This window comes from Corynebacterium sp. P4-C1 (genome assembly GCF_030503595.1).
In the GTDB taxonomy this organism is placed as follows: Bacteria; Actinomycetota; Actinomycetes; order Mycobacteriales; family Mycobacteriaceae; genus Corynebacterium.
In genome coordinates, this window is record NZ_CP129966.1 from 52993 (window position 1) to 65659 (window position 12667).

General features: G+C 62.3%; 12 protein-coding genes and 1 riboswitch. All 12 genes read left to right on the forward strand.

The genetic code is table 11. The annotated features are described in order from the left end of the window. Nucleotides 1–222: 222 nt before the first annotated feature. On the forward strand, nt 223–1308 hold the full coding sequence (locus QYR03_RS00245; protein WP_259848845.1) for a cytochrome c oxidase subunit II: 1086 nt from the start codon (nt 223–225) through the stop codon (nt 1306–1308). 19 nt (nt 1309–1327) lie between these two features. Next, on the forward strand, nt 1328–1759 hold the full coding sequence (locus QYR03_RS00250) for a cytochrome c oxidase subunit 4 (RefSeq protein ID WP_259848844.1): 432 nt from the start codon (nt 1328–1330) through the stop codon (nt 1757–1759). Nucleotides 1760–2188: 429 nt separating this feature from the next. Then, nucleotides 2189–2809 (forward strand): heme-copper oxidase subunit III, encoded by a 621-nt coding sequence (locus tag QYR03_RS00255; protein WP_301712182.1) that lies wholly within the window; start codon nt 2189–2191, stop codon nt 2807–2809. Between the two features lie 55 nt (nt 2810–2864). Next, the gene (locus QYR03_RS00260) at nt 2865–3713 is read left to right on the forward strand and encodes a c-type cytochrome (protein ID WP_259848842.1); all 849 of its coding nucleotides are present in this window, start codon (nt 2865–2867) and stop codon (nt 3711–3713) included. Continuing rightward, nucleotides 3710–4933, forward strand: coding sequence for a ubiquinol-cytochrome c reductase iron-sulfur subunit (locus QYR03_RS00265; RefSeq protein WP_301712183.1), 1224 nt, complete (start codon nt 3710–3712; stop codon nt 4931–4933). Before QYR03_RS00260 ends, QYR03_RS00265 begins: the two co-directional genes overlap by 4 nt. Continuing rightward, complete coding sequence (locus QYR03_RS00270) at nt 4933–6570, forward strand: cytochrome bc complex cytochrome b subunit (protein WP_259848840.1); 1638 nt, start codon at nt 4933–4935, stop codon at nt 6568–6570. Before QYR03_RS00265 ends, QYR03_RS00270 begins: the two co-directional genes overlap by 1 nt. A gap of 382 nt (nt 6571–6952) precedes the next feature. After that, nucleotides 6953–7130: riboswitch (cyclic di-AMP (ydaO/yuaA leader) on the forward strand. Between the two features lie 11 nt (nt 7131–7141). Then, a complete protein-coding gene (locus tag QYR03_RS00275) occupies nt 7142–7891 on the forward strand; it encodes a C40 family peptidase (RefSeq protein ID WP_301712184.1) in 750 nt (249 codons plus the stop codon). Between the two features lie 239 nt (nt 7892–8130). Further along, nucleotides 8131–9162: a C40 family peptidase gene (locus tag QYR03_RS00280; RefSeq protein ID WP_301712185.1), complete on the forward strand. Its 1032-nt coding sequence runs from the start codon at nt 8131–8133 to the stop codon at nt 9160–9162. Nucleotides 9163–9174: 12 nt separating this feature from the next. Beyond that, entirely contained in the window at nt 9175–10338 is a 1164-nt protein-coding gene (locus QYR03_RS00285; RefSeq protein ID WP_301712186.1) for a glycosyltransferase family 4 protein, read from the forward strand. Nucleotides 10339–10380: 42 nt separating this feature from the next. Then, a complete protein-coding gene (locus QYR03_RS00290; RefSeq protein ID WP_301712187.1) occupies nt 10381–11343 on the forward strand; it encodes an ROK family protein in 963 nt (320 codons plus the stop codon). Between the two features lie 7 nt (nt 11344–11350). Beyond that, nucleotides 11351–12103: a 1-acyl-sn-glycerol-3-phosphate acyltransferase gene (locus QYR03_RS00295; RefSeq protein ID WP_301712188.1), complete on the forward strand. Its 753-nt coding sequence runs from the start codon at nt 11351–11353 to the stop codon at nt 12101–12103. Then, complete coding sequence (locus QYR03_RS00300; protein WP_301712189.1) at nt 12100–12618, forward strand: polyadenylate-specific 3'-exoribonuclease AS; 519 nt, start codon at nt 12100–12102, stop codon at nt 12616–12618. Before QYR03_RS00295 ends, QYR03_RS00300 begins: the two co-directional genes overlap by 4 nt. Nucleotides 12619–12667: the final 49 nt, after the last annotated feature.

A 12667-nucleotide genomic window follows, 5' to 3' on the forward strand; every position in this document is an offset into this window, starting at 1 on the left:
GTAACCAGCGGGTAAACAGCTTGTCAGGAACATGTCCAGGGAAAGAGAAATAGGCAGGCTTAACGCCGTCGGCGGCGCAGGTGAGGAACGGCACCCGGATAATCTATTCTGACTGGGTAGGAATATTCTGCTCTGCTCGTCTCCGGCTGCTATCCAGCTAGGGCGGAGGATTGGAGAGTATTCACAGCTTTTTCGTTTGTGTGGACAGGAAGGCAGACACACGTGGATACGGCAAAGAACCGTGGCCTGGCTAAGAAGATCGGTGTCGCAGGCGTTCTCGCGCTGAGCGGCTTCGGTCTTGCCGGCTGTGAGACTGAACCGCCGAGCGCCATGTCGAACTTGCTCGACATGGGCTGGCCGGACCCCGTCACCCCTGAGGGTGCAAGCTTGTACAACTTCTGGGTGTGGGTCTGGCTCGCGGCGTGGATCATCGGCATCATCATGTGGGGCATCTTCCTCTACGCGATTTTCGCGTGGGGTGGGAAGCGCCGTAAGAAGCAGGGGGCCGGGGAATTCCCGAAGCAGCTGCAGTACAACGTCCCGCTCGAGCTGGGATTGACGATCGTCCCGATCGTGATTGTGATGGTGCTGTTCTTCTTCACCGTCCAGGCTCAGACGAAGGTCGTTGCCTTGGATAAGGACCCGGAGGTGACCGTCGACGTCACCGCCTTCCAGTGGAACTGGAAGTTCGGTTACGCGGAGGTCGGGGCGGAGCTCTCCCCGACGGGGTCCGACTACGTCGGTGAGGACGCTGAGCGCCAGAAGCTCGCCGAGGACTCCAAATACGACGACGAGGACGTCCACAACTCGAACCCGATTCACGGAAAGTCGATGTCCGACAAGTCCTACTTGCACTTCAACAAGATTGAGACTGTGGGCACCACCGAGGAAATCCCGGTTCTTGTTCTGCCCACGAACACCCCGATCGAGTTCCGCCTGGCATCCGGCGACGTGTCCCACGCGTTCTGGGTTCCGGAGTTCCTGTTCAAGCGTGACGTGTACTCCCACCCGGAGGAGAACCAGCAGGAGCGCAGCTTCCAGATCGAGGAAATCAATAAGGAAGGCGCGTTCGTCGGACGCTGTGCCGAGATGTGCGGTACCTACCACGCGATGATGAACTTCGAGATCCGCGCAGTCTCCCCGGAGAAGTTCCGCGACTACATGCGCTTCCGTGAGCAGAACCCGGACGCAGCTAACTCCGAGGCCCTCGCGTCCATCGGCGAAGAGCCGTTCGCAACGACCACCCGTCCGTTCAACACCGACCGAACCGGAACTCGCGGCGGCGACAACGCCGTGCAGAACGTCTAAGAGAGGCTAGGGAAAAGCAATGGGAGCTGGAGCAAAAGTTTTCTACGCCATCGGCGTCTTCTTGACGATCATGGCGGTGTTCTACGCCTTCGCCACCAACTTTGTCGGCGATGACGCTTACCTGCAGGGCTACGAATGGGCCGGCGGTGTCGCGCTCATTCTGGCCTCTGCGTTCTCCTTCATGCTCGGTGGGTACCTGAACTTCACCGAGAGCCGTAGCGATGTTCTCCCGGAGGACTGGGAAGAAGCTGAGGTCGAGGACGGCGCTGGTGTCCTGGGCTTCTTCTCTCCGGGCTCTATCTGGCCGCTCGCCATGACCGGTGGCATCTGCCTTATGGCCTTCGGCATCGCTTTCTGGGAGCTGTGGCTGCTGGCCGTCGGCGCGGTCATCCTGATCTGGGCGACGACGAAGCTGAACCTGCAGTACGGCATTCCGCGCGAGAAGCACTAAGAGCCTTCCGCTTCGAGCGCTAGCCCCCGGCACCTCCCTCAGGTGCCGGGGGCTTTCTGGTGCGCGCCTGAGGGGTGAGTAGAGCCTTGCCGTCAGGGGGTCATACGAAAGTAGGGGAGCCGCGGCATTTCCGCAGGGGTGAGGTGTGAATCGAGTCACACCCGGGAACTATAAGGGGTCGTACGAAAACGAGAGAATTCTACGAAAAAATTCGCGAACCGTCCTTGAGGAATCTATCGAGTTCGGCAGTCCGGCAATGACCTGCACCGATATGCGTCGTAAAGCGTGCCGAGAAAGTTCCCGGAAGTTTCGTGCGGACCGACACGCGAAAGAAGCGCCAAGAAAACGGCAGGTACCGGTCATGCTCACATGAAAAATTCGGGGGTGAACAAGGTGACTTTATGGTTCAAAAAGGCGATACTGATACGCGTGACGACTGCAACAACGAACCCAGGTATGGCGACAGCGCCCGATCGTCTTCCCGTGCTGAACCGACCCAACATGGTCAGCGTGGGCACGATCGTGTTCCTCGCCCAAGAATTGATGTTCTTCGCCGGCTTGTTCGCGATGTACTTCACATCGCGCGCAAACGGCATGTCCACCGGCGACTGGTCGAACCAGACGGACCACCTCAACGTGGTCTTCGGAACGATCATCACCGTCGTCCTGGTGACCTCCTCGGTCACCTCTCAGCTCGGCGTGTTCGCGGCTGAGAAGGGCGATGTCTTCGGTCTGCGCAAATGGTTCACCGTGACCATCTTGCTTGGCGTGGTCTTCTTGGGCCTCGTCGCATTCGAGTGGACCGAGATGATCACGGCGGGGATTACCCCGCAGTCCAGCGTGTACGGCTCGGTGTTCTACATCATCACCGGCTTCCACATGGCTCACGTGACCGCGGGCATCCTCGCGTTTGTCGTCGTGATCCTCCGTGTGGCCAAGTCGAAGTTCACCCCGGCACAGGCAACTGCGGCGATGGTGACCTCCTACTACTGGCACTTCGTCGACGTCGTGTGGATCGGCGTGTTCGTTACTCTCTACCTGGTTCAGTAGCGCGTCTTCTGACGGACGTAAGCACTAACCACTGATTTTCGCTTAAGGGATCAACATGGATAACACCCCAAAGAAGGCGCGGAACCGCCGTCGTATGCGTCGTTCCGCCGCTGGCGCTCTCGCGCTCGGCATCGGTCTCTCGGGTGCCGGCCTTTTGGCTACGGCCCTGACCCCGGATGCGCAGGTGGCCACCGCCCAACGCGATGACCAAGCGCTGATCCAGGAAGGTAAGGACCTCTACGAGCAGGCTTGCATCACCTGTCACGGTGCGAACCTGCAGGGCGTGAAGGACCGCGGTCCGTCGCTCATCGGTACCGGCGAAGGTGCCGTGTACTTCCAGGTCAACTCCGGCCGTATGCCGATGATGTCCAACGATGCTCAGGCAGAGCGCAAGAAGCCGCGCTACTCCGAGGCACAGACTCTGGCAATGGCCGCATACGTTGCAGCGAATGGCGGCGGACCGGAGCTCGTGTACAACGAGGACGGCTCCATCGCGATGGAGGAGCTGCGAGGCAAGAACTACGACGGCGATATTCAGGCCGGTGACGTTGCACGCGGATCCGAGCTGTTCCGCCTGAACTGCGCTTCCTGCCACAACTTCACCGGCCGCGGTGGCGCACTGTCCTCCGGTAAGTACGCCCCGTACCTGGACCCCGCTAATGAGCAGGAGATCTACCAGGCAATGCTGACCGGCCCGCAGAACATGCCGAAGTTTTCTGACCGTCAGCTGACGGCGGACGAGAAGCGCGACATCATCGCCTTCATCAAGTCTTCCAAGGAGACCCCGAGCCCGGCTGGCTGGGCACTGGGCGGTATCGGCCCGGTCGCTGAGGGTCTGGCTATGTGGATCATTGGCGTCACCCTCGTCGGTGCAGCCGCAATGTGGATTGGATCGCGCTCATGAGCAATGAAGTGAAGAAGAAATACACCAGCGCTGAGCTGGATAAGATGAGCAACGCTGAGCTCGCGGCGCTCGGCACCGAGCTTGACGACGTCACGGTTGCGTACCGCAAGGAACGCTTCCCGATCGAGAATGACCCGGCTGAGAAGCGTGCCCAGGCGGGCATCAACATCTGGCTGGCCATCTCCATCATCGCTGGCCTGGCCTTCCTCGGCGTTTACCTCTTCTGGCCTTGGGAGGCACGCTTCCATGGCCAGGAAGGTCTGTGGAAGTACTCGCTGTACACCCCGTTGCTTGGCCTGACGTCGGGCCTGTCGCTGGTCTCCCTGGGCGTGGCCATCGTCCAGTACGTGAAGAAGTTCGTGCCCGAGGAGATCGCGGTGCAGCGCCGTCACGACGGCCGGTCCTCGGAGCTGGACCGCCGCACCACCACGGCTCTTCTCAACGACGCGTGGCAGACCTCGACCCTGGGCCGCCGCAACGTCATGAAGGGCTTGCTGGGCGGCGCCGGCCTAATGGCTGGTCTGGTCATCATCGCCCCGTTCGGCGGCATCATCAAGAACCCGTGGCGCGTCCGCCACGAGATGAACTACAACGGCGACGGCACGCTGTGGACTCAGGGTTGGTCCTTGGCCCGCGAAGGCAAGAAGCTGTACCTGGGCCGCGACACCGCCGCGATCGCTGAGCTGCACGAGACTGGGGCCGGTAAGCACTACAGCACCGCCGGCGTTTCCCGCCTGGTGCGTATGCGCCCGGAGGACCTTGACGCAGCGGCCATGGAGACGGTGTTCCCGCTCCTGGAAGAGGACGTCAACGACGGCGACCAGTACGACCCGGAGCGCGACGTGTACGAGAATCACATGCACTCGATCCACGGTCCGCGTAACGCTGTCATGCTGATCCGCCTGCGTTCCTCCGACGCGGCCAAGGTTGTCGAGCGCGAAGGTCAGGAGGACTTCCACTACGGCGACTACTACGCCTACTCCAAGATCTGCACGCACATCGGTTGCCCGACCTCTCTGTACGAGGCCCAGACCAACCGCATCCTGTGCCCGTGCCACCAGTCGCAGTTCGATGCGCTAGAGCACGGTAAGCCGGTCTTCGGCCCGGCGGCCCGCGCACTGCCGCAGCTGCCTATTGAAATTGACGAAGATGGTTACCTCATCGCCCGCGGGGACTTCATTGAGCCCGTCGGCCCGGCATTCTGGGAGCGTAAGTCATAATGAGCACGAAACTGGAACAAGCCGCGGACAACATTGACTCGCGGTACACAATCTCGGGCGTTCTCCGCCCGCAGCTGAACAAGGTCTTCCCGACCCACTGGTCGTTCATGCTGGGTGAGATGGCGCTGTACAGCTTCATCATCCTGCTTCTGACCGGTGTTTACTTGGCCCTGTTCTTCGATCCCTCGATCACCAAGGTCATCTACGACGGCGGCTACCTGCCGCTCAACGGCGTCGAAATGTCGCGCGCCTACGCGACTGCCCTGAACATCTCATTCGAGGTCCGCGGCGGTCTGTTCGTCCGTCAGATGCACCACTGGGCCGCCCTGATGTTCATGATGGCGATGTTCGCCCACATGCTGCGCATCTTCTTCACCGGTGCTTTCCGTCGCCCGCGTGAAGCCAACTGGATCATCGGTGTGACCCTGATCCTGCTGGGCATGGCAGAGGGCTTCATGGGCTACTCCCTGCCGGACGATCTGCTCTCCGGCGTCGGTCTGCGAATCATGTCCGCTATCATCGTCGGCCTGCCGATTATCGGTACTTGGCTGCACTGGGCAATGTTCGGCGGCGACTTCCCGTCGGATCTGATGCTCGACCGTTTCTACATCCTTCACGTGCTGATCCTGCCGGGCATCATCCTTGCGCTTATTGCGGCGCACCTGCTGCTCGTCTGGTTCCAGAAGCACACCCAGTTCCCTGGACCGGGCCGTTCCGAGAACAACGTTGTCGGTATCCGCATCATGCCGGTGTTCGCCGTCAAGGCCATGGGCTTCGGCATGCTCGTGTTCGGTGTTCTGGCCCTGATGGCGGGTGTCACCACCATCAACGGAATTTGGAATATCGGCCCGTACAACCCGTCGCAGGTCTCCGCTGGTTCGCAGCCGGATATCTACATGCTGTGGACTGACGGTGCCGCCCGTGTCATGCCGGCGTGGGAGCTCTACCTGGGCAACTACACGATCCCGGGCGTGTTCTGGGTCGCACTGCTGGCAGGCCTGATGGTCGTCCTGCTGCTGACCTACCCGTTCATCGAGAAGAAGGTCACCGGCGACGATGCCCACCACAACCTGCTGCAGCGTCCGCGCGATGTTCCGGTGCGCACCGGCATCGGTGTCATGGGACTGGTCTTCTTCCTGCTCCTGACGCTGTCCGGCGGTAACGACTTGTTCGCGTACCACTTCCAGATTTCCCTGAACGCGATGACCTGGATCGGCCGTATCGGCCTGATCGTCCTGCCGCCGCTGGCGTACTTCATCACCTACCGCATCTGCATCGGTTTGCAGCGCAGCGACCGTGAAGTGCTGGAGCACGGTATCGAGACCGGCGTCATCCAGAAGCTGCCGAACGGTGCCTTCGTTGGTGTTCACCAGCCGCTGGGGCCGGTCGACCAGCACGGCCACCAGCTGCCCCTGGAGTACGCTGGCGCCCGTGTGCCGAAGCAGCTCAACGAGCTCGGTTACGCCGACTCGGAGACCTCCGGCATCTTCTCCCCGGATGATCCGTCGATCACCGCGAAGCGCAACGAGATCAAGCGTGCTAACCACCACGAGGAGATCGAGACTCTCCGTGCCCTCGAGGCGGAGAAGGAAGCTTCCGATCGTGATGCAGGTGCCATCGAGCGCAAGCGCAAGTAGGCTACCCGTAAGCTACACGCTGTAGCCGTTGAAGGCCCTTTCCCTTAGCCCGTCTTAACCGGGCTCGGGGGAGGGGCTGTTCTCGTGTTTGTAGCGTTTATATAACAGTGTGTCGAGGATCACATTATCTTGCCGGTGGATTCAGTGCACCTTTAGCGGGCGCCGTGGATAGCGTGATTGCTTGCAATTTGTGCTGGTAGGAGCTGTTTGGCCAATTCTTTGTCGTTGATAGAGCTTTGGGGGCCGGATTTCCGTATGTACACCTACGTAGGCATAGACTAAAATCACGAAATGATAACGGGCGCGTCGTTAGACAAGTCCCGTATCCATTTCGTAACCTATCTGAGACCTTGCGGCCACAGAGGCGCAAGCGATAAGACATCTGAACACAAAGCCGAATTCCACCGCCCGCGGCCAAGCGGAGGTGGAAGCCGGGGAACCGACAACGTTTCCTGGGGTGAGCGGGAAGTAAGGGGTGCCATGCCGGCGCCAGAGCTTCCCAAGGTGATTTCCCGCACCGAACCCGACAGCTAACCCGGTAGGCATTACTGGAAGATATTGGAGATTGTCCATGGCTAAGCACCGCCGTCAGTCCGTGACTGCAAAGCGCAGCATCGCTACCGCCTCCGCGATCGTCGCGGGCGCAACCCTTTTCGTACCGGCTAACGCAAACGCGGCTCAGGTGACCGTCCCGAACTCCGGTTTCTCAACCGAGGTCCCGGGCATTGAGAACGTTCCGGGTATCGCCAACGTCCCGGGCATTGATCAGTGGATTCCGTCCCTCGCCGGCAAGGCCGACAGTAACGCGGACGTCCGTGCCGCTATTGCCGCAGTGAAGAACGTTCCGGGTGTCAACAACGTCCCGGGCTTCAGCCAGTGGATTGCCGGCGTTGAGGCTAAGTACGCTCCGGCACCGGCTAAGACCGAGTACCGTGCTGCGACCAAGGCTGCCGCTCCGGTGCCGGCCCCGAAGCAGTCGCAGGGCGACCGCATCGTGTCCATCGCCAAGTCTAAGATCGGCTCCCCGTACGTCTACGGTGCAGCTGGCCCGAACGCCTTCGACTGCTCCGGTTTCACCTCCTGGGTCTACGCCCAGGCTGGCAAGCAGATCCCGCGTACCTCCGGTGCGCAGGCTTCCGCCGGAAAGCAGGTCGCCATCTCCGATCTGCAGCCGGGCGACGTCGTTGTCTACTACAGCGGCGCATCGCACGTTGCCATCTACGCCGGCAACGGCCAGATCATCGACGCCCTGAACTCCGGCACCCCGGTGGGCTACCGCCCGCTGAACTACATGCCGATCCACTCGGCTGTCCGCTTCTAAGCGTCGGCGCCGCCGCGGCGCTATCTGCCGGCCGCAGTCCCTTGTTTCTCAACTGGGGAACTGCGGCCGTTTTCATCTTTTCACTCTTGTCACAGCGTTATCACCTGGGAAAATAAGTGGTCTCGGAGTTTGACCGGGGAGCTTCGGGCGATTAACTTTGTTACAAGTTTGTAATCCTCAACTCTCGCTGCTGCCTCGGAGATCGGGGCGCTTCTGTGTTTTTGGAATCGAGGTTCCCAATGGGTAAGCACCGCGCTTCTTCCCGTCTTTCCTTTACTCGCGCATTCCAAGCCGCCGGCTTGGCCGCGGCGATGCTGGCCGTCGGCACCGTCACTCCTGCGCAGGCGGATGAGGTCGACGAGCTGATCAAGCAGCTCAGTGACACGTCCGAGAAGGCCACCGCGAAGTCGGAGGAGGTCAAGCAGATCGAGGACGATATCGCCAAGGGGGAGCGCGAGGTCGCGGCTCTAAAGAAAACGGCGGACAATGCTCAACGTGACGCCCGCAAGGCGTCGACGGCGCAGAACGGTGCGCAGGGCGATGTGGATGAGCACGCACGCGCGCAGTACCGCAATCTCTCCAGCGACGCGAACGTCAACGCACTCGAGTCCGCCAACCCGCAGGAGGCGATCGACCGTGCGGCGTACCTGGGCTCTTTGTCGCGTTCCGCTCAGCGCACTCTCGACGAGTCCCAGAAGCTGAACCGCGAGGCCGCTCAGCGTGCCACGGACGCGAATATCGCAGTCGCGGTGGCGAACTACCGCCAGGCTGAGCTCGAGGGCAAGCGCAAGAGGCTGGACAACGAGCGCAAAGAGCTCGAGGAGCAGATGAAGAATGTGGAGAAGCGTGTCGACGCGTTCACTCCCGAACAGCGTTCCCGCTGGGAGTCGAAGAACGGCCCGGTTTCGCTGAACGTGCCGCCGTCAGCGAACGCCAACGGTGTCGTCGGTGCCGCGCTGTCCAAGATCGGCTCCCCGTACGGTTGGGGCGCTGCCGGCCCTGACCAGTTTGACTGCTCCGGCCTGATGTTCTGGGCATATGCCCAGAACGGCAAATCGATCCCGCGCACTTCAAGCGCCCAGCTCGCCGGCGGCACCCCGGTGCCCCTCTCTGAGCTCCAGCCGGGCGACATCATCGGCTACTACCCGGGCGTGACCCACGTCGGGATGTACGTGGGTAACGGCCAGGTGGTTCACGCCTCCGACTACGGAATTCCGGTCCAGGTCGTTCCGATGAATTCGATGCCGGTGCAGGGCGCCGTCCGCTACTAGCGCCCGAGGCGTATGGCCACGCTCCTCGTCACGAATGATTTCCCGCCCACAATCGGCGGGATTCAGTCGTATTTGCGGGATTTCACCGACGAGCTTGTCCGTTTACGGGGTGCGGGTTCGCTCGTCGTTTTCGCATCCACGCAGGACGAGGAGGAGGAGGCGCTTTTCGACGCTTCATTGCCTTATCCCGTCCACCGTTGGCCCACTTCGATGATGCTGCCGACTCCGGCGACTGTGCGCCGCATGAGCGAGCTGATCCGCGAACACGGCATCACTACCGTCTGGTTCGGGGCGGCGGCGCCGCTTGCCGTGATGGGGCCGGCAGCCCGCAAGGCGGGGGCGCAGAGGATCGTGGCGACGACACATGGCCACGAAGTCGGCTGGTCGATGCTGCCCGGTGCCCGCCAGGTCCTGCGACGGATCGGGGATTCGGCCGACACTATCACGTATATTTCCGACTACACTTTGCGCCGTTTCCGGAGTGCTTTCGGTGATTCCCCCGATTTCGTGCCGCTGCCGTCCGGTGTGGACACGGAGTTCTTCCGCCCTGCGACTGCCGAACAACGTGCCGCCGCCCGGGCCCGCCACGGTTTCGGCGACGGTCCCCTGGTGGTGGTGGCGTCGCGCCTCGTACCCCGCAAAGGGCAGGACACACTGATTGGGTGCTGGCCAACTGTGCTCGAAGCAGTGCCGGGTGCACGTCTCGCTGTTGTGGGGGAGGGGCGCTACGGAAGAAAGCTGGAGCAGCTCGTGCAGCGCCGAGGAATGGAGGACTTCGTGACCTTTCTCGGCCGAGTGCGGCGGGAGGATATGCGCGATTTGGTCGCCGCCGCCGACATCGTGGCCATGCCTGCGCGCACCAGAGGCGGCGGATTGGACGTGGAAGGCCTCGGGATCGTGTATCTCGAAGCGCAGGCGTGCGGTGTTCCCGTTATCGCCGGAAACTCGGGCGGGGCGCCCGAGACTGTGACAGCGGAGTCGGGGATCGTTGTCGACGGGACAGATGCCAACGCTGTGGCCGGGGCGGTCATCGATCTCCTGCGCGACCCGGAGCGCAGAGCGGCGATGGGAGCCGCGGGCCGCGAGATGGTGGGGCGGCGCTTCTCCTGGCAGGTACTGGGGGCCCGCTTAGCCGGCCTGCTCCAGCCTGAGGCGGGTCCGGGCGGGGCGGGATAGATGAATATGGGGCTCGTCGCAGCGCGACTACAATGTTGACTCATGCCTACGCAAGACAGTGCCGTCCCGCTCACTATCGGGTTCGATATTGGTGGCACGAACACCCGCGCAGGAGTCGTGGACGCGTCGGGCGCAATCCTTGACATCGAGGCAACGCACACCCCTGAAGACGAGGACGGGCTCGTTCACGTGATCGTGGAACTCGTCGAAAAGCTGCGCCGCCGCCACGATATCTCGGCTGTCGGTGTCGCAGTCGCCGGATTCCTCGATCCGGCGTGCGAGGTGGTCCGTTTCGCACCGCACCTGCCGTGGAAGAACAACGAGCCGGTGCGCGGCATCTTGGAGAGGGAACTAGAGCTGCCCGTCCGGCTCGAGCACGACGCGAATTCCGCCGCGTGGGGGGAGTACCGCTTCGGCGCGGCACGGGACGCAGGCACGTGGGTGCTCTTCGCCGTGGGGACCGGAATCGGGGCCACCCTCATGCACAACGGGGAGATCTACCGCGGCTCCTTCGGCACGGCCCCTGAATTCGGCCACCTCACCGTCGTCCCCGGCGGACGCGCCTGCTCATGCGGCAAGAGGGGCTGCCTAGAGCGCTACGCTTCCGGCACCGCCCTCGTGGACACCGCTGTGGAGATCGCGGAACGCGGGGGGTTCGACGGCTGCGGGCTGTACCGCCGGGTCGTCGATAAGCGTGCCTCCGGCAACGACGTGGTGGCCGCGGCGCGTCACGGCGATGCGCTCGCGCTGGCAACGATGGATCATTTCGCGCAGTGGCTTGGCCAGGGCCTGTCGATCGTCTGCGACGTCCTTGACCCCGAGCTGATCGTCCTTGGCGGGGGAGTGAGCCAAGACGCGGACCTGTTCATGGATACCGCGCGTTCCGGTATGGAATCCGGCGTGGTCGGTTCCGGATACCGGCCAACTCCGCGTCTGGAAACCGCTGAGCTCGGCGCGCAGGCAGGTATGATTGGCGTTGCTAATTTGGCCCGAGACCTGGTTTAGGGGAGACATGAACAACAAGTGGTACGCGTTTTTCAAGCACGTCTTGATCGGGCCGTGGCTGCGGATCTGGAACCGGCCGGAGACAAAAGGCCTGGACAATATCCCGCCTGAGGGCACCCCTGCGCTCATGGTGTCCAACCACCAGGCTGTCATGGACTCCTTCTACTTCCCGCTCGTGTGCCCGCGCCAGCTCGTCCACCCGGCGAAGAAGGAGTACTTCACCGCTCCGGGCGTGGTCGGCCGCATCCAGAAATTCTTCTTCACCTCCGTCGGCCAGGTGCCGATCGACCGCCAGTCCAAGGACGCGGGCGCGCACCTGCTCGAGGTGACCAAAGAGGTCTTCGCCAACGGCGACCTGTTCTGCATCTACCCGGAGGGCACGCGTTCGCCCGACGGCCGCATTTATAAGGGCAAGACTGGGATGGCGCGCATCGCGATGGAAACGGGCGTGCCTTGCATTCCCGTCGCCATGATCGGCACCCGCGACGCCAATCCCATTGGTTCTTGGATTCCGCGTCCCGTGAAGGTCCGGGTGAATGTCGGCGAGCCCGTCGACCCCCACCAGTGGGCGAGCGACAACGGCTACGACCCGGATGATTCTGCCGTGTGGCGCCCGTTCACCGATTTCTTCATGGAGCGCCTCGTCGAGTTGTCCGGTTACGATTATGTCGACGCGTACGCCTCCGATGTGAAGAAATCCCTCGAGGCCGGCAACGGCTACCCGGAGGGCACGGAGCCTGACTGGCAGTACATGCAGTGAGGTACTTCTACGACACCGAATTCATCGAGGACGGCACAACGATCGAGCTGATCTCCATCGGCATCGTCGCCGAGGACGGCCGCGAATACTACGCCGTATCCACCGACTTCGATGCCTCGCGCGCGAACCCGTGGGTGCGGGAGAACGTGCTGGAGAAGTTGCCCAACCCGCAGCGCCCCGAATGGAAGTCCAAACAGAAGATCCGCGAAGAGGTCTTCGCGTTCCTCACCGCCGCCGGTTCCAAGCCCGAGCTGTGGGCCTGGGTCGGCGCGTACGACCATGTCGTGCTCGCGCAGCTGTGGGGCGATATGGCCAAGCTGCCGAAGGAAATGCCGCGTTACACGCGTGAGCTGCGCCAATACTGGGATATGGCGGGCCGCCCCACACTTCCTCCCGCACCCCAGGGCAACCACGACGCGCTTGTCGACGCCCGCCACAACCTCCTTAAATTCAGGATCTGCTCGCGTGCGCTTCCGCTTGATCGCCGGGGTCACGCGACTACGCGGCCGGAATAGCCCGAGCTCGTTTCGGCCTTCTGGCACTTAGCGGTGGTCAGACGTGCTA

Coding starts and splice junctions, on each gene's coding strand:
- QYR03_RS00250 (WP_259848844.1), top strand. CDS start 1,328: ATGGGAGCTGGAGCAAAAGTTTTCTACGCCATCGGCGTCTTCTTGACG.
- QYR03_RS00270 (WP_259848840.1), top strand. CDS start 4,933: ATGAGCACGAAACTGGAACAAGCCGCGGACAACATTGACTCGCGGTAC.
- QYR03_RS00260 (WP_259848842.1), top strand. CDS start 2,865: ATGGATAACACCCCAAAGAAGGCGCGGAACCGCCGTCGTATGCGTCGT.
- QYR03_RS00280 (WP_301712185.1), top strand. CDS start 8,131: ATGGGTAAGCACCGCGCTTCTTCCCGTCTTTCCTTTACTCGCGCATTC.
- QYR03_RS00285 (WP_301712186.1), top strand. CDS start 9,175: ATGGCCACGCTCCTCGTCACGAATGATTTCCCGCCCACAATCGGCGGG.
- QYR03_RS00290 (WP_301712187.1), top strand. CDS start 10,381: ATGCCTACGCAAGACAGTGCCGTCCCGCTCACTATCGGGTTCGATATT.
- QYR03_RS00295 (WP_301712188.1), top strand. CDS start 11,351: ATGAACAACAAGTGGTACGCGTTTTTCAAGCACGTCTTGATCGGGCCG.
- QYR03_RS00265 (WP_301712183.1), top strand. CDS start 3,710: ATGAGCAATGAAGTGAAGAAGAAATACACCAGCGCTGAGCTGGATAAG.
- QYR03_RS00275 (WP_301712184.1), top strand. CDS start 7,142: ATGGCTAAGCACCGCCGTCAGTCCGTGACTGCAAAGCGCAGCATCGCT.